Raw genomic sequence first — 24129 nt, 5'->3', positions numbered from 1 at the left:
GCAATTGCTGGCTTTGACGACCAAACCAGAGTCAGTTTTATGGGGGTTGATTAAATGGAATTACTCGGCTTCTTGTTGTTTGGGGGTTATGTATACGGTGGCTGGAGGTTCTGGAAGGGGTTTCGCCGGACGAATTTCAGCCAAGGACGGCTGGTTTTAGCCCTGTTGTGGCCTGTATTGGTGATTGGTAATAAATCCTATCGTCAGAACTACAGAAAAGCCCTTAAGGGTTAAAGCAAAAGTCATTAGTCATCAGTCTAGGGTCATCAGTAAAATCTTTTTTAACTGATGAGTGTGGAACGACTAATGACTCTTGCTGCTTCATGCTTTGGCGATCGCGTTTGGTTGATTGGCGGAACTCAGGAAAGCGCTCAACTGAGCGTAGCACTCTCTCGCTTTCAGCTGCCTTGTATTGTCACTGTTACCACAGAATCAGCTAAGGCGCTGTATCCTATTACACAAAGTTTGCAAATTTGGGTAGGTCGTTTAGACGTAACCCACTTAGAAGAGTTTTTGCAAGAACAGGGGATAGTTGCAATATTAGATGCGTCCCATCCGTATGCACTGGAGATATCGAAGATGGCGATCGCAATTTCCCTTCATCGGCAAATCCCCTATCTGCGCTACGAACGTCCAGCAGTTGACGCTGAAATAGATAATAACCAACAGGTAATTAGGTTAGATAGCTTCGAGACGCTGCTAACGGGAGACTACCTGCAAGAACAACGGGTACTACTGACAATCGGTTATAGAAATTTTCCCCTATTTCGTCCGTGGCAAGAAAAATCAACTTTATTTGCGCGAATTCTTCCCTCTGTGACAGCAATGGATGCAGCTTATGCAGCAGGTTTCGCGCCAGATAGATTAATTGCCTTGCGTCCTCCCGTTCCAGCAGAATTAGAAAAGGCACTGTGGCATCACTGGAAAATTTCCCTAGTTGTCACCAAAGCATCGGGAACCGCTGGGGGAGAAGATGTCAAGCGACGGGTTGCAACCGAGTTAGGCATTCCTTTAGTTGTCATCACTCGTCCAGAGGTTGCTTATCCACAGCAAACCAGCGACATAGAAGCAGCAGTAGAGTTTTGCCGATATCACCTCAAATAAATTGCACCAATGCCAGGAAATAATTGCTGGTATTGGTGCAAAAAAATGCGATCGCGCTAAACGCAGCCAATCAAAAAAATGTTACTCAAGCGTTAACTTACCGCTCTGATACAAATCTTGCACGACTTGGATAGCACAGACTATAGCAACTAACCCAATTACCACAACGGGCGGCCAACCGATACCAGCGATCGCTAGAACCAGTATCACAGCCGCCGCACCAATTCGGTACTTTGTGCGGACTTTGCACTTGAATATCACCCCAGTGCGGTGCAGAATTCCTAAACTCAGCAAGCATAAAGCTACTGATCCACAAAGCAGCCATCGCACCGCATCGGACATTGCTACACCAGCCTCACTTGAGACAACGTGTTCTACGCCAACTCCAGTAGCAGCAAGTCCAATCACTAACGGTAAATGTCCGTAAAGCCAGACATTATAAATTGAAAATCGACCAGTTGCGCCCGCAGACCGCATAGAGGAGCCATCAATGTTCTCAAAATAGATCCACCACAAGCTGAAAGCGATGCTGAAGCCGAATACGGCGGCGATCGCACTTTGAATATCCCATTTTTGTTGGGAGACACCATCGACGACAGCGATGATCGCCTCGCCCAAAACAATGATCGTAAACAGCCCAAAACGCTCTGGTAAGTGTTCGGGATGGGGGAGTAGTCCTTGCTGCAACCGTTTGGCTGTAAGTGGCGTGGCAAAGTCTATTAGCAACCCCAATCCCCACAAGACAAAACGCTGTGGAATGGGTACAAATGCGGATAGTAGCCAAAGGCAAGCAGCGATCGCAAAACCTGTGGCGTAGCGAATAGCCAGTTTGCGCGCTTGAGGAATGTGCTTTGCCGCCCGCAGGTATTCAATCACCAGCACCGCCCTACCAGCAAAATACGACAAGGCAAAGCCTGCGGAACTTTCGCCTAAGGCGTGATGTACGTTCACTGCAAGGGCTGCGATCGCTACCATTTGCACAGCAGTCAGCAATCGATGTCCGATGTCATCGCTATCGAATCGGTTGGCGTAGAATGTAGTGCCAATCCATGCCCACCAAATCGGTATAAACAGAAACACAAAGCCGAGAAATCCTGATAGCGATAAATTGTCATGCAGATTGTGGGCGACTTGAGAAACCGCCACCACAAACACCAAGTCATAGAAAAGTTCCAGCCAAGTAGCGTGGCGAGGTTGGTGTTCGCTTTCTTCTCCAATGCGTAATCGCGGAGGTTGCAACCAACTTTTCATACTAAGTCCTGAGTTTTGAGTTTTGAGTTTTTAACTAATGACTATAGTGCGGTAGGGTGCTTCTTAATCATCTCTAAAGCAGCGATGCCCCAGAGAGCAGCCGCAACGCTTACACACTTCTCAAAGCAAGTTCAACAGTAATAAACAGAACTAATCGAAAACTATCAACACCAAACGCGATCGCTTGTTTTAGCATTTTACTCATCTTGGTACCAATACCCAAGCTTTGGTATTTTTCGCGCAGAGGATACTACATCTTATCAAGCAAATTACTCCCTCATCACATGGCTGTTTGACGATGTTCGGCATCTTATTTTTTGGGTATTCCCGCCACGAAACTTGGCGAGAGTACCCCGGAGAATAAGATGGCATTTCCGTACCCAACAAATAGTAAGATTAGGAAATTTTTTGAAATAAGTAGCCAAGCGCAGCAACAGGGCGCGGCTTTGTTCAATCAGGCATTTTCACGGTGTTAACATAAAAGCCAGTCATTCCCCTAGACCCTATGTTTCCCTTCAAATACCCCGTCCCTCAGACTGATCCGCCGCGATCGCCCAGGGAAACCCTACCGACTATGTACGATCTGCCCAGCGAAGACCCGGAGGAACCTGGTTTGCCCGATGAATTCCACGACTTGCAACCGCAATTATTGAGCCTTACTTTTCATCCCCCAAAATATCCGGCTTCGCAAGTTTTCAGTGCCAGTGACATGAACCTTTACTATGATGTGCGTCATGCTCAGTGGTATAAAAGACCGGATTGGTTTGGCGTTGTGGGCGTACCTCGACTTTATGATGAAGTTGATATGCGCCTAAGTTACGTTGTTTGGCAAGAGGGAATAAACCCTTTTGTCATTGTCGAACTACTTTCGCCGGGTACAGAGAAAGAAGATTTAGGAGAAAATGACGAGGAAAAGCTGCCATCTGAATCTGAGGATGCAGGCAATGGGCAATTAATTCAGCCTCAAACTGAGAATAAACCGCCTCGAAAATGGGAGGTTTACGAGCAGATTTTACGCATTCCTTACTATGTGGTTTTCAGTCGTTATACCAATCAGCTACGAGTATTTAAGCTGGTGGGGGCGCATTACCAAGAGCTAGATTTGCAAGAGTCGCGAGTTTGGATTCCTGAACTAGAATTGGGCTTGGGTTTGTGGCAAGGAGAGTTTCAAGGAATTGAGCGATTGTGGTTGCGTTGGAATGATGCTCAAGGCAATTGGATTCTCACTGAAGCAGAACAAGCCCTAAAGCAAGCTGAACAGGAGCGAACAGAAAAAGCACAGGCGTTACAGCAGGCTGAACACGAGCGACAGCGAGCTGAACAAGCGGAATCTAGGTTAGAATCTCTAATTCAACGACTCCGGGAATCGGGAATCGATCCTGATGCGTTTTTGAACTCTCAAAGCTAAAAATAGAAGGGAGTGACGCAAGCGATCGCTCCCACACGATTTAACTGAAATGGCGTTGTTCTCGATACAGGCGCAGTGCATACATTCCCGCTGGAGTTGCCCGTAATTCTTTAATTGTTGTTGCCATTTCACTCTTGATGCCGTCAAGCTGAGACGGCATTACGGGATGCTCTGGGGGTAGTAAAGCTGGAGCAGCTAACGCCGCAAAAGTTATGTCTGCTGCCGAAAATTGATCTCCAACCAAGTACGGACGATTATCTGCTAACTGCTGATTAACTGTGTCGAAAATTTGCTTAATTTCTTGAAGGGAACTTGCTGCTGAAGCTGCTGTAATATTCAAGCTTTGTTGAACTAATCGACGCATGATAGGGTAAGCGATCGCAAACCCAACTTGCTCAACCCAAGGCGTTCCTTTGCACCACACCCGCCGCATCGCTTCCCGGTCATCCAAGCGATAAAAATATGCCCAACCTCGAATACTAACTCCCAGTTTCGTGTCAAATAACTCTTCAAGTTGTTCGACTTCTCGGCATGGTTCCGGATCAGGGGGATATAAATATCTTCCTTCCGGGGCAAGTGTATTAAGATAGTGCAGAATGTCAGTTGAATCTGTGAAAGTATCTGCTCCTGTAACCAGAATCGGAACACTACTACTCCCATATTCGCGAGTAGCAAAACGATGAAAAAGTGGTACGTGACTTTCTTCAACATAAGGAATTTTCAGCCATTCAAGCGCCCATCGTACCTTCTCGCAATAATGGCTAACAGCAATACTAATTAAGCGAGGAACCGCAGAAGCAGTAACAATTTGGTAGTTCATAATGTAGTTAATTTTAGTTAGTATATTGGGTAACACTCGCCTTTAACCCAACAAAAGTTTAATATAGCATCCTCTTTTAGTTGTGAAAGCTACTTTTTAAACGAACCCCTGAGGGCGCTCTAGGAGGAAAGGGAGAAGTTCATCAGCGCTCCCTTGCAGGCTGAGCGCATCCACGCCGGGAGAGCGATCGCCAGCGTGCGAGGTTTTGTACCTCAAACGCCACGCACCAAGGGCGCGGGAAACAAAGGAGCATGGGGGTGGCTCTCATTCCCTACGAACTATTGCTGCGCCAAATATGCTTGATAAAGCTGCTGTGGAATCAGGACAGGTTTTCGACTAGATAAATTAATAAAACCGCCCGATTGTTCAGCAATTGCTGCTACCTTCCCAGCGACTATTTCAGCGGTGACAGTCCACTTCAATTTCTTCATTTTACTCATCCACATCCGACCTATTGGCACATCAAAAATAGTAATTGGCTGTTTGTACTCAATTTGGGTTTGTAGAAGTATTGGAGCAATCCCATCTTCAAGCATTTTTTGTAGAGGAAGATAGGCATCAAGAATTTCTAGACGTAGGTCTTCAAGCCAACGGATATAGACAATATTACTAACAATTCCTGCAAAGTCAATGTCGTAAGTTTTTACAGGCAATACTAATTCTACTTCCAGAGGCCGTTGCTGGTTGTGAGACGTTTGCATATTTAGATAAATTTACTATTAGCTGCTCTTAATGAAGCAGCGATCGCGCAACTCACAAACCAGAATCAAGGTTATGTATCCTGGGTCGCTGTTGCGCGATCGCTCTCAATGAAACTCTCGTTGAATTCTACTTACACAGCACTCAGGTAAGCTTCTAGCGCCTCGGAATCACCAATTAATTTGCCATCAATAAATACTTGGGGAACCGTTGTTGCACCTGTGACAGCCCGTAAAGAGCGAGTGCTAATATTCTTACTCAAGACAATTTCTTCGTAATCCATGCCACGCTCATCGAGCATTCTCTTAGCACGGGCGCAGAACCCACAACCCACTTTTGTAAACAGGGAAACCAAATTGGGCTTCGTTGCCTCTGGGTTGATATAGTTAAGCATTGTCTGGGCATCTGACACCTTGAAGGGATCGCCTGGTTCTTCTGGCTCAATGAACATCTTTTCAATGGTGCCATCTTTTACCAGCATGGAATAGCGCCATGACCGCTTCCCAAAACCCAGGTCTGCTTTATCAACCAGCATTCCCATCCCTTCACTGAACTCACCATTGCCATCGGGAATGACAGTTATATTATCTGCTTCTTGATCCTTCGCCCATTCATTCATCACAAAGGCATCATTGACGGAAATGCAGATAATGTCATCAACGCCATTTTCTTTAAAAACCTTAGCCAACTCGTTATAGCCAGGGAGATGGGTCGATGAACACGTCGGAGTAAACGCACCAGGTAGAGAGAAGACAACCACTGTCTTGCCTGCAAACAAGTCATCAGTAGTTATTTTCACCCAGTCGTTGTTCTTACGAGTACGGAAGGTGACGTTGGGGACTTTTTGTCCTTCTCTATTGGCAAACATGAATTTGGCTCCTTGACTAAGTAAAGTCCTTTAAAGCGTACTCGTTATGAGTACAAAATGTCAAGGGATAGACTCGCTTTAAAGTTACTGATGCGCCTTGCCTATGCCTCCGTGATGCAGATGCTTGCTGCCCAACAAAGCAAAGCGCCGAACAATGCTTATTGGCAGAGACAGGATTAATTTTATCGGCTTTTAGCCGATAAAATCCTGAAAATGTCCTATAGTCAGCAAAATTCAGGGTACAGAATACCCACCCTAATTTTACGAAGACGGAATTTCATATACGTGAGCTTCAATTATTAGCATCATAGTGCCTTCTTGCACATCCAATTCTTTTATGCAAAACGCTATTTCTGGAAACTCAAAATAAGGTAAATTCACCAGTTCTTTTACCTTCTGCATTAAGGCGAGAGTTAGTCCTAGCGAAATACCCGTTCCTGGCGTGCAGCGAAACTCCTCCAGCAATACGGGATGCTTGTCAGTACGAGGTAAGGCAACAGCACTGAAGCCTATTTGTTGCGTATTGTCTATTTTATGCACTAGCATACTTCCAGTGAATTCCATCTTCTCGCCACCAGGTAAGTGAAGCGATAGAGGAAGTTGCAGTTCCAAAGTTACAATTTCGTCATCTACAGAAAGCTCTATAGGAAACAGCTTGCTTTTGATATAATCTGAGTTTAATGCTTGGTTGATATCTGCTTCTGTTAGTCGAACACGAACAGTAGTATTTACTGGCTGATCAAGTTCAATTTTACCAACAATAGCACTCAGGGGATTGATAGCAATGTTATCTGTTTGCAGTTCCATATTCTGTATGCGAATATCTTTCTGCATTACCAAACCCTGACCTTCCACAGAAACCGAATTTGCCTCTCCCTGAATTATCTGACTCAGGTCAGTTTGGACATCTACGTCGATGAATTCTACTGCATCCAGCAGGCTACCAAGCCGCATTTGTAGTACCTGAGAAAGTGCTTGCGCCTCTACCCGTGGTTGTGACATAACGGATTTTTCCAATTTGTGTTTTGCTACTCATTACTCTATACGCAAATAAAACCGTTGCGGATCTGTATATTGGTAGAAGCCGTTATCTGCAATTTGTCTGAATATCTATAAAATTTCTTAGGTTGCTGATTGTTAATGGCAATGAATTACGAGTTATTATTCTAAGGTTATGGTTTTTTCCGAGGTTGATGTTGGTAGTGCTGTAATTTCAGCGAAAATTAGCCACAGAGTCTTTATTTTATAAGGTTAAAGTCCTTAAAACGGCCGAAACAGTACACCAATTGAAAGTACCTTGCTACGCTAACTGCACTTTCAACTGCTGCATCTAGTCCAAAAGCCCCTGACTTTAGTCATAGAGAAAAAAGACCGATTTTCTCGTTGAGAACTATAAGCCTAAGCGCAGGTTATCTCTAAAGAAAGCAAAATTTTAGCAGTTGCTAGTTTAATTTTGGTGCTAATATTTTAGGCAACACCTAAGCATGAGGTTTGGTAAATGAAAGCATCAAAAGTCATTCTGGGAATTATATTAACTGTAAATATTTTAGGGATTGGGGCTAGACAGTTAGAAATCCAAAAAGCACAAGCTGCCGCTGCCTTTGAAGAATTGCAGAACCGGGAGGAATATTTAACGTTGGTTTTTCCCAAGCTAATTAGGGAAGTTCAGGTTAGGTTAAACTTGGTGAACGTTCCAGGAAATATTAAGTCTGATTTAAAAGAATATGACCCCAGATACAGAAGAATAATAGAAGCCGCAGGGCAAGAAGCAGACGAAAACCTGGCTGAGTATCCAAGAGAGATAGGTTTTAGTCATATGTTCTGGGCAGAGAAGAAACGCATTTTAAACCAGAAGTACGGAATAAATTGGAAAACCCCACCAGAAATGAATCCAGAAGTCATTTTTGATTGAACCGAGGGCAGCAAAGGTCAAGAGAAAGCTAAAATAGAGCAAATATAGTTGCAAAAGTTGCGATCGCTTAAAGAGCTACTATGACGACTGCTGCTCCGGTAAAAACTCAATACGAAGCCATCATCGGTCTGGAAACCCATTGTCAACTGAGTACCCAAACCAAGATATTCTGCAATTGCTCCACCGAATTTGGTGCAACACCCAATCAGAATGTCTGTCCGGTATGTATGGGAATGCCTGGGGTATTGCCAGTGCTGGATCAAAAGGTGCTAGAGTACGCAGTCAAAGCTGGACTGGCTCTCAACTCTTGCATCGCTCCCTACAGCAAATTTGACCGCAAGCAATATTTTTATCCCGACCTACCCAAAAACTATCAAATTTCCCAGTACGACTTGCCCATCGCCGAACACGGTTATCTAGAGATAGAGTTAACTGATGCGGAAGGCAAACCAATTCGCAAAAAAATCGGCATCACCCGCCTGCACATGGAAGAAGATGCGGGGAAATTGGTTCACGCGGGTAGCGAACGACTCTCAGGTTCCACCTACTCCCTGGTAGACTACAACCGCACAGGCGTTCCTCTAGTAGAAATTGTCTCAGAACCCGATATGCGTTCGGGAGTTGAAGCCGCAGAATACGCCCAAGAACTGCGTCGGATTCTGCGTTATCTTGGCGTGAGCGACGGTAATATGCAAGAAGGTTCCCTGCGCTGCGACGTGAATATCTCCGTGCGTCCAGTTGGTCAGGAAAAATTTGGCACCAAAGTCGAAATCAAGAACATGAACTCGTTTAACGCCATTCAACGGGCGATAGAGTACGAAATCGACCGCCAAATTCAAGCCATCGAATCGGGCGAAAGAATTGCCCAAGAAACGCGGTTGTGGGAAGAAGGCTCTCAACGCACTATTAGTATGCGGAGTAAGGAAGGCTCTAGCGATTACCGCTACTTCCCAGAACCGGATTTGACACCTATCCAAGTTTCCCCGGAACAGCTGGAACAGTGGAAGTCACAACTTCCGGAACTGCCAGCCAAAAAACGCGATCGCTATGAAAGCGAATTGGGTTTATCTCCCTATGATACCCGCGTCCTCACCGAAGACCGCACAGTGGCAGAATATTTTGAAGCCGCTGTTGAGCATAAAGCTAATCCCAAACAAGCTGCTAACTGGGTGATGGGCGACATCACAGCCTACATCAACAACAATAAACTCAGCATCACCGAAATTGCCCTGAAACCCGAAAATCTAGCTGAACTCATCTCCTTAATTGAAGATGGCACTATCAGCGGCAAAATCGCCAAAGAAATTCTGCCAGAACTACTCACTAACGGCGGTTCTGCGAAAGCACTGGTGGAAAGCAAAGGTTTAGTGCAAATCTCCGACACTGGCGAACTTGAAAAAATCATCGATGCGGTTATAGCAGCAAGCCCCAAAGAACTAGAACAGTATCGCAGTGGTAAAACCAAGCTACTTGGTTTCTTTGTGGGACAGGTGATGAAGCAAACTGGTGGACGTGCAGATCCCAAAGTGACGAACCAGTTGATCCAACAGAAGTTGAACAGTTAAACCCTATCCCAACCCCTCCCCGTCCACGGGAGGGGTTAATTGTAATGGGAATATTGCGCCATGTAACGGACATGCAACAGGCGATCGCCTTTTTCACGTTGCTACTCTCGATTGAAATTGTAATCCGTCACAAATAGCTGCAATTCCTTTGGCTGTTGATTTAAGAGAACTTTCAATTGTCTGTGCTTCACAAAAAATCAGAAAAATTTATCAAAAAAACAAAATAGGGGGTGACACCCCTCACCCCTAACTGCTATATTTTGTTTAGTAGATGCACCCTGATGATCGGGAGAGTCGCCCAAGTGACTCTCCTTTTTTTTTTGTTCCGAGTTGTCAATACTTCTGCGATCAGACCGACCTAATCCCCTAACCGTGCCACCCTATTCCGGGAAGGGGAAAATTAAAAGCCATCCCGTAAAAATCTTCCTTTTCCGTGTCCGTATAGGAGAGGTTGAGCCAGAGGTGAAGCGGGATTGGGGAGAGGTTAAGCGATGTCATTAATTAATGACCAATGACCTGTGACAGCTTGGTATAATCTGCTTTCAACCAGGCTTGAGGAAAGAATGATGGCAGGCTGGCAAGAAATATCAGGCGGTGTGACGGCTCCCAGAGGATATCGGGCGGCGGGGATAGTAGCAGGACTGAAACCATCAGGTTTACCAGATTTGGCGTTAATTTATTCAGAAGTGGAAGCGATCGCAGCTGGTGTCTTCACCACCTCTGTTGTCCGCGCTGCTCCCGTAGACTATTGCCGCCAACTTCTGCAAGCTAAGCACGGTGCCAGAGCTATTCTCTGCAACGCCGGACAAGCCAACGCCGCCACCGGCTCTCAAGGCTGGATCGATGCTATCGAAAGCGCCCAGATGTTAGCGCAAGTGCTGAATATTCCCTCGGATACTGTCTTGCTGGCATCCACAGGCGTGATTGGACAACGAATTAAAATGGATGCACTGAAGGCAGCAATTCCTCAGCTAGTCGCAGCAGCATCCGAAGATGGAGGCGACGCAGCTGCAAAAGCCATCTGTACAACTGACTTAGTACCCAAATCTATTGCTCTGGAAACAACTATAGGCGATCGCCCAGTGCGAATCGGCGGCATTTCCAAAGGTTCAGGCATGATTCATCCGAACATGGCGACAATGTTATCCTTTGTAACTTGCGATGCTGCGGTTGCGCCTTCCTTGTGGCAAAAAATGCTCAGTCGCGCCGCCGATCAAAGTTTCAACCAAATTACTGTAGATGGCGATACCAGTACCAACGATACCCTGATTGCTCTAGCGAATGGTCAGTCTCGCACCCCAGCGATTACGGAAATGGGTGCAGAAGCCGAAAAGTTGGAAGCAATGCTGACCCAAGTGTGTCAATATTTAGCGAAAGCGATCGCGCGTGACGGCGAAGGTGCCACCTGCTTAATTGAAGTGCAAGTCACAGGGGCGCACGATGACAAAGATGCGCGTCAAGTTGCCAAAACCATTGTCGGTTCATCCTTAGTTAAGTCAGCAATCTTTGGGCGCGATCCCAACTGGGGACGAATTGCCGCTGCTGCTGGACGTGCTGGCGTAATATTCGATCAAGAAAATCTCCGCATTCAACTTGGAGATTTGTTATTAATGGAAAATGGTCAACCTTTACCCTTCGATCGGGCGGCGGCGAGTGCATATTTAAAAGCAGCAGCAGCAGGCGCTTACCTCAAAGAAGACACGGTTTTAATCTCTGTCAGTATTGGTTCTGGTTCTGGTTCTGGTAAAGCTTGGGGTTGCGACTTAAGTTATGACTACGTGAAGATTAACGCCGAGTACACAACTTGAAGTTTCAGTAGGTAGTTGAATCCACATTTTGTAGCAGTAGTATTAACCGCCTGGGGTTTAAGCCCCAGGCTAACAGCTAAAGTCTTCTTTAGAAGAGTGAGTAAAAATTTGGGTCTATTTCAATGGACATATGCTCACACCCTAGAACTGATGGGAAAGAGACAGTTGCAGAGGTTGAGATGATTAAATCCGAGAAATCAAAGAATATCACTAAATTTCAATCCTATAAGTCTGCTTTGGGAAGAATATAGGGGGCTATTGAAAAAGAATTTTTCCTTCTCCTCGCTAGCAGGAAATGAATTAACAAATCAATTAAATTGTAGTTTGGGATGCGATCGCTATCTTGGGCATCCCCTTGACTTGGGTATACAGCAAAACAGAAAAATTTGCTCTCCCCAAGACGGAGTTGATTTGATGTAACTGATGCTAACCTCAGCTGATAGGAGCTTTCGGGGCTGGGAGCGTAAGTTATGGTCAAGAAAATAGCGTTGTTTTGCCTCAGTTTGATTTTGGTAGTTGTCATTATGCCTCCTTTGACGCTGGCGCAGGGGACATCTTATCTGGAATCACGCCTCTCTAGACTGGAAGCAGAAAACTATCAAATGCGATCGCTTATCACCCAGCTAGACGCTCAAGTAGATGCTCTTCAACAGTCGGGAGCAAGTAGGCGATCGCCGACCGTTCCTTCCATCACTAGAACAACACCTTCATCCGATCCAATGTTTGACCGACTCGCTACTTTGGTAGTTGAACTCAAGCAGCGCATCAACAAACTAGAGGCGCAAGTAGCCAAACTTCAGAAAAAACGCAGTTAATTGAGAATTGGAAATTGGGCAAAAGTCTTACAGCGAATTTTGTTAATTTGCTCATTGTATCCATAGAAATTCCTGCTCTTGTGCGTAGGAGCTATTACAGGTTTTATGCACGTTCAAATAGCTCTAGTTTGTGGCGATAGACATCTTGTAACGCCAAAACAATTGAGAGTCTTTTGTCGTAAAGTGACCCTGCTAAAGATAGCAGCAGAAAGTTAAAGGAAAATGTATTTCAATAGATAGAGATTTTTTCTGGAAACTGTACTGTTTTGCCTTGTCAAACGTAAAAATCTTATCCAGACTTCCTCTAAATTGAGAAGCCTGAATGAAGTTGATAATTTTGCGCTCTTAAGGAAGCAATGCCAGCCTGGAAGGTGGCAACTATTCGGGAGGTGCAGGCGGCGGTGTAGATTCTTCTACAGGTGGCGGCGGTGTAGATTCTTCTACAGGTGGCGGGGGCGTAGGTTCGATTGTAGGCAAGGGTGTAGGCGTTTGCCGCTGTTCCCGTTCTTTTTGTTCCCTAGCTTGACGTTCTCGTTCTTGCTGTTGGGCTTCCCTGGCTTGACGTTCGCGTTCTTGCTGTTGGGCAAGTTCCCTCAGTTGCTGTTCGCGATCGCGAGCTTGACGTTCGCGTTCTTGCTGTTGGCGTCGTTCGCGGGCTTGACGCTCTAAATCGGAGCCTCGCTGAGCAAAGGTAAATGTTTGGGAGATGCCATTCCATCCAGTTTCTGATGACGCTAATTTCCAATTGTTTACTGCTTGTTTAACAGCTTGATCAATAACATCGTGACCGCTAGAGCTGTCAACCCTGACATTATTCACATTTCCGTCGCGATCGGCATCAAATACAACCTTTATGGTGCCTTCCAAACTTCTCGCCCTGCGGGGAAGGGTGGGATCGGGACATTTGCGACAATTGACACGATTCCATCCTGAACCAGACTGAGGATTTGGTTTTGGTATGGGTGGGCTTGGGGCAGTCGCTACCTGCGAACCTGTGCCTGAACCAGAGCCACTTCCTGAACCAGAGCCACTTCCTGAACCAGAGCCACGCCCTGTACCAGAACCACGCCCTGTACCAGAGCCACTTCCCGAACCAGAACCGCTTCCCGAACCAGAACCGCTTCCCGAACCAGAGCCACTTCCTGGTTGCTTGCCGCCAGTACCAGAGCCATTACCTGAAGGAGGTTTACTACCTGCTGCGTTTCCGGAACCGCCCGTAGGTGAGCGATCGCTTCCTCTACTGCTATTACTCGCTCCTCCAGCGTCATTTTTGGCAATTTCTTGATTATTGCTGGAGTTTCTTGGCCTTTGGAAAAAATCTCTAACTCTATCCGAAACCGATCCTCCACTAGAAGGCGGTGGTGTTGGCACTTGCCTTGGTGGGGTTGTAGATGATGGCGTACTAGCTGGCAAAGGTGGCTGCTGTGCAATCCTCGGCGGCGGCGTAGTAGCTGGTTTTGGCGGTAAACCCCCAACTGGTGTTGGGGTTGGGGTTGGCGTTGGCGTTGGTGTTGGGGTTGGTGCTGGGGTTGCTACTGGTTCCGTCGCTAGACGAGGAACGGTAGGAACCGGAGGCAGAGTTTTGCTGACTTCCGGTGTCTCGACTGGCTCTGGCGGCATCGGGACAGGTGTCGGGATCGGTTCCGGTGTTGCTACTGGTGACGGCGGTACACTAGCCACAGGTGTCGGGATCGGTTCCGGCGTTGCTACTGGTGACGGCGGTACACTAGCCACAGGTGTCGGGATCGGTTCCGGCGTTGCTACTGGTTGAACCGACTTACGGAATCTTTTAGAACTAACCGATGGCGGCGATAGCGCGATCGCTTCTGACGCAGAACTGCCACCACCGCCACTACCACCGCCGCCACCACCTCCAGCTTCTGACACGCTTTTGGCTGGAGCCGGCTCTTTTGGTTTTTCTAGCTCGGCGCTAGGCGGTTTAAGAACTATCACTTCAATCGATTCATCTGCCAGTCCAGGCGGTTCCACCGCCAAACTGCCGAAAATCAGCACCGCAATATGCAGCGCCAGCGAACCGATCAGGCTGTAAGTGAGAAAAGACTGCCTAGTTTTGTCTTCTCTTTCTCGTTGCTCCACAGCGATGCTGGACAACCCCATACGTTTTATTGCGAACAATTAGCACTTGATTGAGTAAAGTAAGATGCCAAGTAGCAAATGTCAAGTGAAAAGTCCAAAGATAGGAATTCGCCTGCTTTACTTAACAAGCCTTATAAGTTAGGCTCCGTGGGGCTTTCCGCCCATTTAATATTGGCTAATAAAACTTTTTTTGCTAATTATAGGCTACGATTGCTTGACATTAATTGTCATTAGCCTTACTTTTTTTTGAGAACTTATATCAGTTTTGCCAGTCGAGGACGCTGATAGACTTTCGCTGCTTCCTTTATTGCCTTAGAGACAGTAGAAGTAATGGAAATTAATAAAATCTTTGCGGCGGGCGGCGTGGTAATGTGGCCGTTGCTGGCGTTTTCTGTGACTGCGATCGCGTTAGTTGCAGAACGTGCTGCCTTCTGGTTTCGCATCAATCAACGGCAACGCCGTGTGGTGCGCGATGTCCTATCTCTGTATCAGAACGACACAGCAGCAGCTTTGCAAAAGCTCAAAGCCAATGCCGATCTACCCATTGCGCGAATCTTTTTGGCAGCAATGGAACTGGAGGAACCCACCCCAGAAGAATTTAGATTAGCGCTAGAAAGTGAATCTCAGGCAGAAATCCCTGTACTCAAGCGGTTCAATACCGTCTTTGACACAATTATCAGCCTTTCCCCCCTGCTGGGTTTGCTGGGAACAGTTTTAGGCTTGATTAATTCCTTTGCCTCCCTGCGCTTGGGTGATGTCGGGGGGACTCAAACTACTAACGTCACATCTGGGATCAGTGAAGCGTTGGTTTCCACCGCCGCCGGATTAGTTGTTGCTATTTTTACACTTTTGTTTGCCAATGCCTTTCGGGGATTCTATCTGCGACAAATAGCATTAATTCAAGAGTACGGTGGTCAGCTAGAACTGCTCTACCGTCGTCGATATGAAAAAGGAATATCTCACTATGCGCCTACCCGATGAACCAGATATCCCAGCTCAGATCAACATCGTACCGATGATCGATGTGATCTTTGCAATCTTGACTTTTTTCATCATGTCAACCCTGTTTCTTACCCGTTCTCAAGGGTTGCCAGTAAACTTACCCCAAGCAACAACCGCTAAAGCTCAACCTTCAACTCAAATTACCGTAACGATTAGCCCTCAAGGACAAATTGCACTCAACCGCAACTCAATTCCCATCGAGGCGTTGCAAGGTGAGGTGCGACAACTAATTCCACAAAATCAAGAAGCGCTAGTAATTGTGAATGCTGATGCAGCAGTCGATCACGGTCAAGTCGTCGCCGTTATGGATCAGTTGCGTCAAATTCCCGGTGCCAAGCTAGCGATCGCTACCCAAAGACCATAAACCACAAACCGCAACCATAGGGTGTGTTAGCGATCGCCTAACGCACCTATCCTGGCGTTTTGATATTCGCGTGATATCATCGGAATATCAAGCTAAGCAAAATCCTAGGAGTGAATATGGAGCAGATTAGAGAAGTTCCTGCGTTTAAAGTCAACGGCTTCGCGGTTCTTATCATCCTTCTAGCCTTAGCCATATTTGGCGTATGGGAAGCGTGGCATAGCATACAGGGATTAGCAGAAGTATTAGGCAGAAGCATTAGAGTAGGAGATTTTTTCGGAGACGATATAACCGCAGAACTCGGCGCAACTTTAGGAGCAACACTAATAGCAGTAGTAATTCCCTCCGTGTCCGGCTTCTTTACAGTTGAGCCAAACCAAGCAGTAGTGCTAGTCTTTTTAGGGCGTTACGTCGGTACTGTTCGAGAAGCGGGGTTTTGGTGGAGTAACCCCTTTGCCAGTAAACGGAAGATTTCTTTACGAGTTCGCAACTTTAACAGCAAGCAACTCAAAGTCAATGATGCCCAAGGCAGTCCCATTGAGATTGGTGCTGTAGTAGTTTGGCAAGTAGTAGACTCAGCCAAGTGTCAATTTGATGTTGATGACTACGAAGAATTTATCGCTATCCAAAGCGAGACAGCGATTCGAGCCTTAGCAATTCGCTATCCTTATGACGCGCCTGATGAATCGTCTATTCCTTCCCTGCGAGGAATTCCTGACGAAATCGCTAACGCACTCCAGAAAGAATTGCAAAGTCGATTAGAAGTTGCTGGAATCGAAGTGTTAGAAGCCAGACTCTCCCATCTAGCCTATGCTCCCGAAATTGCCCAAGTAATGCTGCGTCGCCAACAAGCCAAAGCGATTATTGATGCGCGGCGACAAATTGTTGAAAGTGCAGTGGGAATGGTTGATGAAGCGTTAAAGCGGCTAAGCCAACAGCAAATTGTTGAATTGGACGAAGAACGCAAAGCCGCTATGATAAACAATCTGTTGGTAATTTTAACCTCAGATCAGAACGCCCAGCCTGTAATTAACACTGGCAGCCTTTACACCTAACACATGACCCAGAAAAAGCGGTTTTTGCTGCGTTTAGACAACAAACTTTACGAAATCCTTGAGAAATGGTCTGCTGACGAGTTGAGGAGCGTGAATGCCCAAATTGAATATCTTTTGACGGAAGCAGCGCGTAAGCAGGGAAGATGGAAAGAAGATAAGCAGCAAAAAGTTGTCGATGAACAGAAAACTGAGACGGAGGATGCTTGAGTTTTGAGATTTGAGTTAATAGGTTATACCCAATTGAAATAACTTTTATTTTGAGCAACACCAAATAACTCAACACTCCGGAGACGTTTCGCCTCTGGCTTTGCAAAACTTTTTTATTGACCTCCACTTCCAGCAACAGGAGAGCAACCAGTAAGCGTTCCCGCAGGGATAACTTCTTTATTTCTAGCCATATTTTGTAATCGTCCCCGATATGTTACCAATTGCTCCCGCACTCCTCCTGACTTAGGTGCCATATTTATCATTTGGTTAACTGTTGCCACGGCTTGCGACCAATTTTGATTGCAAACTGCTTGTTTCAGCTTGGCGTTAAGCTGTTCTTGGACAACCTTGGGAGAAACTGTAGGTTTTTTAACTTGGCGGCTCTTTGGCGATGCTGCTGGTTTATTAATTACTTGGAATGAATTTAAAAAACCATTAATACTTTTAGATAAGCTTTCTTCCTTTTTTGTTACCGCTAATGTCTGATAAAGCCGTTGCTTGACCAAATACATTCGACTTTTAGCAGTAGCACCTCCGAATATCTGAACTTTTATTTCTCTTCCCGGATAAGTACCCAACTTAATATTCCGTTGACTTACCACACTACCTTGAACGCTCTGTGCAAAACCCTGAATGGTTCCGTTAAATAAATCATTGACATCCTTAGGAGTTTTTATAATTTTACTAGGTACATCAGAGTAAGTAACCCCATACACTGCTTCGTTCGGTCGGATAGATCGAAACCCATACACAGTAATTTTTCCCGCTTCAGTGTTTACAATACGCTTCAATTGGCTTGTTTGACCGGGCATCAATACTTTAAAGTTACCTTTACTTGAAGAAAACTGTTTCCATATCGACTGAGCTGCTTGAGTTGGTTGACTTTGTTGAAAGGCATCAATTGCTAGATATCCACCTACTAACACAGTTGTTAGGAAGAATGGTAAAATGATTTTATTTTTCATAAGTATTTACTCGTTTCCTAGTGGTAGATCATAACTTTAAGCTAAAGCCTACCACAAGAGTATTTTCCCGTAATTAACCAAGTTTCACAAAAAACTTTTACCTGGGATTGGTAATTTGTAGTTGGGAGGCAAAGGAGAAAACGTCAAGTCCTCTTTGTCCCCTACTCTCCAATCCCTTCATTTTTGAGCCTGAATCACCTGGAGACTTCCACCAGCATACAATTCTGGTTCGCATGCCTGAAAACCAACTGCCTCTAGCAACCCAGGTAAATCAGTTTGTAGGAGCTGCCAAGATGTCTGTGTTTCAAACAACCATAGAAATATAGACAAACCAGGCAAAAATAGGGGATTCGTGGGACTATGAAAATCAACTAAGGCGAAGATACCGCCCGGTTTCAGCACTCGGTACACTTCTCGGAAAATTGCCCTTAGTTGTTCGGGTTCCATTTCGTGCATTGCCACACTGGTATGTACTATGTCAAACTGATGATCTGGAAACGGCATTTCTTCAGCTAAAGCTTCTACATATTTCGCTTGGGGGACGTTGTGTTGCGCTCTAGCGAGAGAGACTGGTGAGATATCCAAACCTGTGACATCCTGGGAATATTGCACTAAAAATTGAGTTGCCTGACCGCTGCCACAACAGAGGTCTAGAACTTTGGTTTCTGAGTCAATGGTTAAACCTTTCAAAGGCAGTTGGCGAAATCTTGCCTCTCCACCTACACTCACAGCAGCAAGACGCGCGATCGCATCATACAACCACTGATACTGATAACTCCACGTTCTTAAAATAGTAGCCATTGCTCCACCTCGAATTAAGATGTGTATCCCTTGTTGCAGACCTAAACCGTTGAAAGCATATTATTGTTAAAATCAGTAACGAAAATGAAAGATTGGGAAACTGAAACCGCTATGGGTCGTGTAGGAGTTTTGCTGCTAAATCTGGGTGGGCCGGATGAATTAGACGATGTTGGGCCGTTTTTGTTTAATTTATTTTCTGACCCAGAAATTATTCGCATACCCTTTCGCGGTTTACAAAAACCCTTAGCGTGGCTGATTTCCACGCTGCGAACCAAAAAATCTCAAGAGAACTATCGGCAAATTGGCGGCGGTTCCCCTCTACGACGAATTACAGAAGCGCAGGGTCAAGCACTACAAGAACAATTAAACTCAAAAGGAGAAGACGCTAGGATTTACATAGGGATGCGTTACTGGCATCCTTTTACAGAAGAAGCGATCGCTCGCCTCAAACGCGATGCCATAGATCGTCTGGTAATCCTACCCCTCTATCCCCAATTCTCTATCAGCACCAGCGGTTCCAGCTTCCGCCTTTTGGAAAGACTCTGGCAAGAAGACCCAGCACTCAACAAAATTGAATACACTGTTATCCCATCTTGGTATCAACAACCAGGATACCTCCAGGCAATGGCTCAGCTGATTGCCCAAGAACTCGACTCTTTACCGAATCCCGACCAAGTTCATATCTTCTTTAGCGCCCACGGTGTCCCCGTAAGCTACGTCGAAGAAGCTGGAGATCCTTATCAAAAAGAAATCGAGGATTGCACAGCGCTGATTATGCAGACTCTCAATCGACCAAATCCTCACACCTTAGCTTATCAGAGTCGTGTAGGCCCGGTGGAATGGCTCAAGCCCTACACCGAAGATGCTATCAAAGAATTGGGAGCCTCAGGAATCGAAAATTTGCTCGTAGTGCCAGTTAGCTTTGTCTCTGAGCATATCGAAACTTTAGAAGAAATTGACATCGAATATCGAGAAATAGCAGAAGAAGCTGGTATCCACAACTTTAACCGCGTACCAGCTTTAAATACGCATCCAGTATTCATTGAAGCCTTGGCAGATCTAGTCGTTGATGCCCTGAATGCCCCCAGTTTAAAGCTGTCTCAGGTTACACAACTCAAGAAAAAAGTCAAAATGTACCCACAAGAAAGTTGGGAGTGGGGCATGACCACAACCGCAGAAGTCTGGAATGGGCGGCTGGCAATGCTTGGCTTTCTTGCCTTGATATTAGAGTTAATTAGCGGTCACGGCCCTCTGCACTTTGTGGGACTGCTGTAGAGGAATTTGAGAGTAAGGAGTGAGCAGTTATTAATTCAAAACTGTTTACTCCTTACTTTTTAGTCTGGTTCCTGATAGCCCTTTCTAGAAGGTTTTCGTCCTCGATACCAGCGATACCAGTCCTTAGAACTGCGAAGGGCTAGCCATAACAAAATTAAAGCAATTAATCCTCCCTGCTCAGGCGCGTCAAAGGCGAAGATGACTAGGAAAATGCACAAAGCATCTTCGATAAAGACAGCCCACAGGGGTAAACCACGCAAACGATAGAACCAACCAACCTGAACTAGCTGGAGTACGAAAGCTAATAAGCCACCGACCACAGCAACTATCCAGAGTAACCATGTTGAAGTGCCAGTAATTTGAGCAACGGCGATGCCCAGAATTGCTCCGACAATTGGGCTAAAGACTAGCTGCATAACTTGCAATACGCGCTGTCCCAGAAGCTTTTTAGAGGCAAAAAGCTCAAATAACGACCAGCTGGTAAGCACTCCGATTACCACAGGGGGAGGAAAGCGTGACAAAATTGGTACGCTAGCCCAGAGACTGGTGTTCGGCAATATGCCAATGACTAGCAGGGGCAGAGCTATTCTCATCCCTGCCGCCGACGAAGCAGAGAGCGCGGCGAGGATTTCAATCATAAGACACTTCAGCCGAGGAAGGGAAACTTATTGCTTGACTTTAGGACTCCCTTTTAGGGAGTCTCTATGCTTCTAGTGTCACACTCCTGCACTAAGAACAGCCACTAATCTCCAAGATATTGTATGGATTGCGATCGCATAAGGGGGCTTTCTCCCCCATTCCGATTTTTGTAGCTTTTTGTTAATTTGTTACTTATGCTACAGCGAATCTCGTGTTTTAATGAGTGATAGGAGATGTAAAATCCCAAGACAAGGAATTGATTGCGATACGTGTGAAGCGTAGCAAAGCGGCTGCTAACGCAGCATCGCTTAATAAGTAGGTCGTCAAAATATTCCCCAAATATCCCTAAACCTGAGAAACCCGCGTACTTGCCAAAAGAAGAAACGGGTTGGAAGGATTTTTGTATGTTTTTCACCTATTTATTAACGACCATAGCCAAAGCAATTCATTTCTACTTCCGTGAATCTACTTAGGAAGAAAGTTAAATTTGCATCTGCATACCAACCCAATCGTACAAGAGGAGAAATAGTGGGATGTCAGATTCATTATTTGCTGATGCTAGTCAAAGATTGGAACAAGCCTTGAAATATGTTTCTCTTTCCGACGATGCAACGGAACACCTAAAATATCCTAAAGCAAGTTTAGCCGTTTCAATTCCCGTCCGGATGGACAATGGCACTTTGAGAATTTTTCAAGGTTATCGGGTTCGGTACGACGATACCAGAGGGCCAACCAAAGGAGGCGTGCGTTATCATCCCAATGTATCAATGGATGAAGTGCAATCATTAGCGTTTTGGATGACCTTTAAATGTGCAGTGCTAAATCTACCTTTTGGCGGTGCAAAAGGGGGAATAACGCTAAATCCCAAAGAACTCTCGAAAATGGAATTAGAAAGGTTAAGTCGAGGTTATGTGGATGCGATCGCAGATTTTATTGGCCCTGACATAGACATTCCCGCACCCGACGTTTACACCAACCCAATGATTATGGGTTGGATGATGGATCAATACAATATCATCCGCCGTCAAATTACCCCCGCCGTTGTCACCGGAAAACCCCTATCAATGGGCGGTAGTTTGGGTAGAGATGCCGCCACCGCCACAGGTGCTTTTTTTGTAATAGAAAGCATTATGAGCAAACTTAATCGCCCCCCCCAAGAAACAACAGTAGCCGTTCAAGGATTTGGCAATGCTGGCGCAGAAATAGCCGAATTACTCTCCAAAGCAGGTTATAAAATCGTTGCAGTGAGTGATTCTCAAGGTGGCATCTATACCAAACAAGGACTAGATATTCCCAGCATCAGACAATACAAAAGATCTAGCCAAGGAATCAAAGCCATCTACTGCAAAGGCACAGTTTGCAACATCCACGAACATGAAGTAATCACCAATGAGGAACTTTTAGCGTTAGATGTTGACATTCTAATTCCCGCAGCTTTGGAAAATCAAATTACTGAAGCAAACGTGCAGGACATCAAAGCCAAATATATCTTTGAAGTTGCTAACGGTCCAATTAACTCAGTAGCGGATAAAATTCTCGAACAACGGGGAATCCATGTTTTTCCCGATATTTTAGTCAATGCAGGCGGTGTCACAGTCAGCTACTTTGAATGGGTGCAAAATCGCAGCGGACTCTATTGGACACTAGAGGCAGTAAATCAACAATTAAAAGAGAAAATTGTCAAAGAAACTGAGCAAATTTGGGCAATTTCTCAAACATTAGCCATTTCAATGCGAACAGCCGCTTATGTCCATGCCTTAAACAGATTGGGAGAAGCCATCAACGCCAAAGGTACGCGAGACTACTACATTAACGGTCGAGTTTACGGGTAGCAAGTAGTTGAGTTAAACAGAACCTTCAGAAATAGGGCAGGGAAATTCCCTGCCCTATTTCATTGATATAATTCATCTAATAACCACAGCAACTCCCCAAAAGCCAGCCTTACTCTACTTAGAGGATGTTTGAAAAGTGTTTTCTCTAACGTTACAGGTTAAAGATCCCCCTAAATCGGGAGCATCCCGTATTTGCAAATCGCCAGGGAATGATTTCCTTTTTTATTGTGGAATCCTTTTACTAAGCTACTTGAGCCATTGCGGTGCGAAAAATCAGGGGAATCGACTTTTAATTTTTATTTAGATGATGAGGCAACAATTATCTCACCTGCTTGTTGGCGAGAAAAGTAACATCAGCAGAACGTAGGGAATCGCCCTTGGAACGAAACTTAATATCCCGTAAAGGAGAGCAAGTTTTTGGGTTTCCAAACGGTAATCGCAACCTACAAATTACTGGAACCCTGAATAATAGAAGTCTTGCCATAGTTGGATAGCCACAACTAACTGTCTCTGCAATCATTAAGGTAGACCCATAGAGCCTAAGTAATTGCAATGCCCATAGTCTCGGTTGAAAACCTGAGCAAAGTCTATCCCGTAGCTGTCAAAGAACCTGGACTCAAGGGAACGTTACAGCACTTTGTGCGCCGCACTTACCGCCAAGTTAAAGCTGTGCAAGATGTTTCCTTCCACATTGAAACAGGGGAAGTGGTGGGGTTTTTGGGTGCCAATGGTGCGGGAAAGACTACTACACTGAAAATGCTCACCGGGTTGATTCATCCCTCGGCGGGTGTTGTGAGAGTAGCTGGACACGTTCCCTTTCGCCGTCAAGCGCCTTTTTTACAACAAATAACCTTGGTTATGGGGCAAAAGCAGCAGCTACTTTGGGACTTGCCAGCGATGGACTCATTGAGAATAAATGCTGCTGTTTATGACATCCCCGATAAACAGTTTCGGCGTATCTTGGGAGAACTGACCGAGATGCTTTCGCTAGAAGGGAAGCTGACTCAACCTGTGCGGAAACTTTCCTTGGGGGAACGGATGAAGGCTGAGTTAATGGCAGCACTTTTGCACCAACCCAAGGTACTGTTTTTAGATGAGCCGACGCTGGGATTGGATGTGAATGCACAGGTGGGGGTGCGGGAATTTTTACGCGAGTACAATCAGCGATATCAGGCTACTGTACTTTTAACCAGCCATTACATGGCAGACATTACGGCACTTTGCCAGCGGGTGCTGTTAATTCACCAAGGACAGCTGATTTACGATGGTAGTTTGGATGGACTGCTGGAACGTTTTGCACCCTGTCGCGAGGTTAAGGTGGAATTGGCGCATCCTCTACCTGAATCTGAATTGCCTTATGGCGAAATCAAAGCTTTGGATGGTCAATCTGTGCGTTTCTTGGTGCGTCGGGAGTTGCTGACTCGCACGGTGGCAAAGATGTTGGCAGAATTGGAGGTGCTGGATTTGACGGTGACTGAACCGCCTATCGAAGAAGTTATTGGTCAACTGTTTCGGGCGGGAGAGGTTGTATAAAATACCCGACGACTGTTGGGGGAGCCTGCGCTCTCTTCGCTTAGTCGCGGCTAAACAAACAAAGCCCGCCTGCGTGGGCTAAGAAATAAGTGCGGCTAAACAAATAAATAAA

At 45.7% G+C, this 24129-nt stretch carries 24 protein-coding genes; 15 read left to right on the top strand and 9 right to left on the bottom strand.

Going from position 1 to position 24129, the window contains the following annotated elements; genetic code table 11:
• Nucleotides 1–54 precede the first annotated feature (54 nt).
• Nucleotides 55–234: a hypothetical protein gene (locus H6F66_RS08360; protein ID WP_190420135.1), complete on the top strand. Its 180-nt coding sequence runs from the start codon at nucleotides 55–57 to the stop codon at nucleotides 232–234.
• A gap of 72 nt (nucleotides 235–306) precedes the next feature.
• A complete protein-coding gene (locus tag H6F66_RS08355; protein ID WP_190420157.1) occupies nucleotides 307–1104 on the top strand; it encodes a cobalt-precorrin-6A reductase in 798 nt (265 codons plus the stop codon).
• Nucleotides 1105–1185: 81 nt separating this feature from the next.
• Here H6F66_RS08355 and H6F66_RS08350 read toward each other — a convergent pair whose 3' ends face one another.
• Nucleotides 1186–2355, bottom strand: coding sequence for a low temperature requirement protein A (locus H6F66_RS08350; protein ID WP_190420134.1), 1170 nt, complete (start codon nucleotides 2353–2355; stop codon nucleotides 1186–1188).
• Between the two features lie 505 nt (nucleotides 2356–2860).
• Between H6F66_RS08350 and H6F66_RS08345 the strand changes: the two genes are divergently transcribed.
• Nucleotides 2861–3763 (top strand): Uma2 family endonuclease, encoded by a 903-nt coding sequence (locus H6F66_RS08345; protein WP_190420132.1) that lies wholly within the window; start codon nucleotides 2861–2863, stop codon nucleotides 3761–3763.
• A gap of 40 nt (nucleotides 3764–3803) precedes the next feature.
• Here the strand turns inward: H6F66_RS08345 and H6F66_RS08340 are convergent, their stop codons facing one another.
• The 3 genes from H6F66_RS08340 to H6F66_RS08330 form a co-directional block, all read right to left on the bottom strand.
• Nucleotides 3804–4583 (bottom strand): glutathione S-transferase family protein, encoded by a 780-nt coding sequence (locus tag H6F66_RS08340; protein WP_190420130.1) that lies wholly within the window; start codon nucleotides 4581–4583, stop codon nucleotides 3804–3806.
• Between the two features lie 278 nt (nucleotides 4584–4861).
• On the bottom strand, nucleotides 4862–5284 hold the full coding sequence (locus H6F66_RS08335; protein WP_190420127.1) for a thioesterase family protein: 423 nt from the start codon (nucleotides 5282–5284) through the stop codon (nucleotides 4862–4864).
• 131 nt (nucleotides 5285–5415) lie between these two features.
• Nucleotides 5416–6150 carry a glutathione peroxidase gene (locus tag H6F66_RS08330; RefSeq protein WP_190420125.1) on the bottom strand — a complete coding sequence of 245 codons (735 nt, stop codon included), beginning with the start codon at nucleotides 6148–6150 and terminating at the stop codon, nucleotides 5416–5418.
• Nucleotides 6151–6207: 57 nt separating this feature from the next.
• On the opposite strand from H6F66_RS08330, the gene H6F66_RS28835 reads away from it, so the two are divergent.
• A complete protein-coding gene (locus H6F66_RS28835; protein ID WP_277873854.1) occupies nucleotides 6208–6330 on the top strand; it encodes a hypothetical protein in 123 nt (40 codons plus the stop codon).
• 81 nt (nucleotides 6331–6411) lie between these two features.
• Here the strand turns inward: H6F66_RS28835 and H6F66_RS08325 are convergent, their stop codons facing one another.
• A complete protein-coding gene (locus tag H6F66_RS08325) occupies nucleotides 6412–7152 on the bottom strand; it encodes a DUF2993 domain-containing protein (protein WP_190420123.1) in 741 nt (246 codons plus the stop codon).
• Nucleotides 7153–7648: 496 nt separating this feature from the next.
• On the opposite strand from H6F66_RS08325, the gene H6F66_RS08320 reads away from it, so the two are divergent.
• The 4 genes from H6F66_RS08320 (at nucleotide 7649) to H6F66_RS08305 (ending at nucleotide 12250) form a co-directional block, all read left to right on the top strand.
• Nucleotides 7649–8062, top strand: coding sequence for a hypothetical protein (locus H6F66_RS08320; RefSeq protein WP_190420121.1), 414 nt, complete (start codon nucleotides 7649–7651; stop codon nucleotides 8060–8062).
• A gap of 80 nt (nucleotides 8063–8142) precedes the next feature.
• Nucleotides 8143–9627, top strand: coding sequence for an Asp-tRNA(Asn)/Glu-tRNA(Gln) amidotransferase subunit GatB (gene gatB / locus H6F66_RS08315; RefSeq protein WP_190420119.1), 1485 nt, complete (start codon nucleotides 8143–8145; stop codon nucleotides 9625–9627).
• A gap of 566 nt (nucleotides 9628–10193) precedes the next feature.
• Nucleotides 10194–11435, top strand: coding sequence for a bifunctional ornithine acetyltransferase/N-acetylglutamate synthase (gene argJ, locus H6F66_RS08310; protein ID WP_190420155.1), 1242 nt, complete (start codon nucleotides 10194–10196; stop codon nucleotides 11433–11435).
• A 470-nt stretch (nucleotides 11436–11905) separates the two neighbouring features.
• A complete protein-coding gene (locus tag H6F66_RS08305) occupies nucleotides 11906–12250 on the top strand; it encodes a hypothetical protein (protein WP_190420117.1) in 345 nt (114 codons plus the stop codon).
• A gap of 378 nt (nucleotides 12251–12628) precedes the next feature.
• Here H6F66_RS08305 and H6F66_RS08300 read toward each other — a convergent pair whose 3' ends face one another.
• Nucleotides 12629–14368, bottom strand: a complete 1740-nt coding sequence (locus tag H6F66_RS08300) for a TonB family protein (RefSeq protein ID WP_190420115.1) — start codon at nucleotides 14366–14368, stop codon at nucleotides 12629–12631.
• A 309-nt stretch (nucleotides 14369–14677) separates the two neighbouring features.
• Between H6F66_RS08300 and H6F66_RS08295 the strand changes: the two genes are divergently transcribed.
• From H6F66_RS08295 to H6F66_RS08280, 4 genes are all read left to right on the top strand, one after another.
• Nucleotides 14678–15328, top strand: coding sequence for a MotA/TolQ/ExbB proton channel family protein (locus tag H6F66_RS08295; RefSeq protein ID WP_190420113.1), 651 nt, complete (start codon nucleotides 14678–14680; stop codon nucleotides 15326–15328).
• Nucleotides 15312–15713, top strand: a complete 402-nt coding sequence (locus H6F66_RS08290; RefSeq protein ID WP_190420111.1) for a biopolymer transporter ExbD — start codon at nucleotides 15312–15314, stop codon at nucleotides 15711–15713. The genes H6F66_RS08295 and H6F66_RS08290 overlap by 17 nt, the downstream gene beginning before the upstream one ends.
• Nucleotides 15714–15829: 116 nt before the next feature.
• On the top strand, nucleotides 15830–16765 hold the full coding sequence (locus H6F66_RS08285; RefSeq protein ID WP_190420109.1) for an SPFH domain-containing protein: 936 nt from the start codon (nucleotides 15830–15832) through the stop codon (nucleotides 16763–16765).
• A 3-nt stretch (nucleotides 16766–16768) separates the two neighbouring features.
• Complete coding sequence (locus H6F66_RS08280; protein ID WP_190420107.1) at nucleotides 16769–16972, top strand: hypothetical protein; 204 nt, start codon at nucleotides 16769–16771, stop codon at nucleotides 16970–16972.
• 113 nt (nucleotides 16973–17085) lie between these two features.
• Here H6F66_RS08280 and H6F66_RS08275 read toward each other — a convergent pair whose 3' ends face one another.
• Together H6F66_RS08275 and H6F66_RS08270 are read right to left on the bottom strand one after the other, a co-directional pair.
• Nucleotides 17086–17937, bottom strand: coding sequence for a hypothetical protein (locus H6F66_RS08275; protein ID WP_190420105.1), 852 nt, complete (start codon nucleotides 17935–17937; stop codon nucleotides 17086–17088).
• 177 nt (nucleotides 17938–18114) lie between these two features.
• The gene (locus H6F66_RS08270) at nucleotides 18115–18738 is read right to left on the bottom strand and encodes a class I SAM-dependent methyltransferase (protein ID WP_190420103.1); all 624 of its coding nucleotides are present in this window, start codon (nucleotides 18736–18738) and stop codon (nucleotides 18115–18117) included.
• Nucleotides 18739–18849: 111 nt separating this feature from the next.
• Here H6F66_RS08270 and hemH point away from each other — a divergent pair, with 111 nt between their 5' ends.
• Nucleotides 18850–20013: a ferrochelatase gene (hemH, locus tag H6F66_RS08265; RefSeq protein WP_190420153.1), complete on the top strand. Its 1164-nt coding sequence runs from the start codon at nucleotides 18850–18852 to the stop codon at nucleotides 20011–20013.
• Nucleotides 20014–20072: 59 nt separating this feature from the next.
• Here the strand turns inward: hemH and H6F66_RS08260 are convergent, their stop codons facing one another.
• Nucleotides 20073–20651 (bottom strand): DUF4126 domain-containing protein, encoded by a 579-nt coding sequence (locus H6F66_RS08260; RefSeq protein WP_190420101.1) that lies wholly within the window; start codon nucleotides 20649–20651, stop codon nucleotides 20073–20075.
• A gap of 534 nt (nucleotides 20652–21185) precedes the next feature.
• On the opposite strand from H6F66_RS08260, the gene H6F66_RS08255 reads away from it, so the two are divergent.
• Entirely contained in the window at nucleotides 21186–22484 is a 1299-nt protein-coding gene (locus tag H6F66_RS08255; RefSeq protein WP_190420099.1) for a Glu/Leu/Phe/Val dehydrogenase, read from the top strand.
• Between the two features lie 552 nt (nucleotides 22485–23036).
• Nucleotides 23037–24017 (top strand): ATP-binding cassette domain-containing protein, encoded by a 981-nt coding sequence (locus tag H6F66_RS08250; RefSeq protein WP_190420097.1) that lies wholly within the window; start codon nucleotides 23037–23039, stop codon nucleotides 24015–24017.
• The last annotated feature ends 112 nt before the right edge of the window (nucleotides 24018–24129 follow it).

It is taken from the genome of Trichocoleus sp. FACHB-6 (genome assembly GCF_014695815.1).
GTDB lineage: Bacteria > Cyanobacteriota > Cyanobacteriia > Cyanobacteriales > FACHB-T130 > Funiculus > Funiculus sociatus.
The sequence above is the reverse complement of the archived record's forward strand: the minus strand, read 5'-3'. Positions and strand labels throughout refer to the sequence as shown.

Coding starts and splice junctions, on each gene's coding strand:
- H6F66_RS08250 (WP_190420097.1), top strand. CDS start 23,037: ATGCCCATAGTCTCGGTTGAAAACCTGAGCAAAGTCTATCCCGTAGCT.
- H6F66_RS08350 (WP_190420134.1), bottom strand. CDS start 2,355: ATGAAAAGTTGGTTGCAACCTCCGCGATTACGCATTGGAGAAGAAAGC.
- H6F66_RS08270 (WP_190420103.1), bottom strand. CDS start 18,738: ATGGCTACTATTTTAAGAACGTGGAGTTATCAGTATCAGTGGTTGTAT.
- H6F66_RS08300 (WP_190420115.1), bottom strand. CDS start 14,368: ATGGGGTTGTCCAGCATCGCTGTGGAGCAACGAGAAAGAGAAGACAAA.
- argJ (WP_190420155.1), top strand. CDS start 10,194: ATGGCAGGCTGGCAAGAAATATCAGGCGGTGTGACGGCTCCCAGAGGA.
- H6F66_RS08285 (WP_190420109.1), top strand. CDS start 15,830: ATGGAGCAGATTAGAGAAGTTCCTGCGTTTAAAGTCAACGGCTTCGCG.
- H6F66_RS28835 (WP_277873854.1), top strand. CDS start 6,208: ATGTCAAGGGATAGACTCGCTTTAAAGTTACTGATGCGCCTTGCCTAT.
- H6F66_RS08340 (WP_190420130.1), bottom strand. CDS start 4,583: ATGAACTACCAAATTGTTACTGCTTCTGCGGTTCCTCGCTTAATTAGT.
- H6F66_RS08260 (WP_190420101.1), bottom strand. CDS start 20,651: ATGATTGAAATCCTCGCCGCGCTCTCTGCTTCGTCGGCGGCAGGGATG.
- H6F66_RS08345 (WP_190420132.1), top strand. CDS start 2,861: ATGTTTCCCTTCAAATACCCCGTCCCTCAGACTGATCCGCCGCGATCG.
- H6F66_RS08325 (WP_190420123.1), bottom strand. CDS start 7,152: ATGTCACAACCACGGGTAGAGGCGCAAGCACTTTCTCAGGTACTACAA.
- H6F66_RS08360 (WP_190420135.1), top strand. CDS start 55: ATGGAATTACTCGGCTTCTTGTTGTTTGGGGGTTATGTATACGGTGGC.
- H6F66_RS08320 (WP_190420121.1), top strand. CDS start 7,649: ATGAAAGCATCAAAAGTCATTCTGGGAATTATATTAACTGTAAATATT.
- H6F66_RS08275 (WP_190420105.1), bottom strand. CDS start 17,937: ATGAAAAATAAAATCATTTTACCATTCTTCCTAACAACTGTGTTAGTA.
- H6F66_RS08305 (WP_190420117.1), top strand. CDS start 11,906: ATGGTCAAGAAAATAGCGTTGTTTTGCCTCAGTTTGATTTTGGTAGTT.
- H6F66_RS08255 (WP_190420099.1), top strand. CDS start 21,186: ATGTCAGATTCATTATTTGCTGATGCTAGTCAAAGATTGGAACAAGCC.
- H6F66_RS08280 (WP_190420107.1), top strand. CDS start 16,769: ATGACCCAGAAAAAGCGGTTTTTGCTGCGTTTAGACAACAAACTTTAC.
- gatB (WP_190420119.1), top strand. CDS start 8,143: ATGACGACTGCTGCTCCGGTAAAAACTCAATACGAAGCCATCATCGGT.
- H6F66_RS08295 (WP_190420113.1), top strand. CDS start 14,678: ATGGAAATTAATAAAATCTTTGCGGCGGGCGGCGTGGTAATGTGGCCG.
- H6F66_RS08330 (WP_190420125.1), bottom strand. CDS start 6,150: ATGTTTGCCAATAGAGAAGGACAAAAAGTCCCCAACGTCACCTTCCGT.
- H6F66_RS08355 (WP_190420157.1), top strand. CDS start 307: ATGACTCTTGCTGCTTCATGCTTTGGCGATCGCGTTTGGTTGATTGGC.
- hemH (WP_190420153.1), top strand. CDS start 18,850: ATGGGTCGTGTAGGAGTTTTGCTGCTAAATCTGGGTGGGCCGGATGAA.
- H6F66_RS08335 (WP_190420127.1), bottom strand. CDS start 5,284: ATGCAAACGTCTCACAACCAGCAACGGCCTCTGGAAGTAGAATTAGTA.
- H6F66_RS08290 (WP_190420111.1), top strand. CDS start 15,312: ATGCGCCTACCCGATGAACCAGATATCCCAGCTCAGATCAACATCGTA.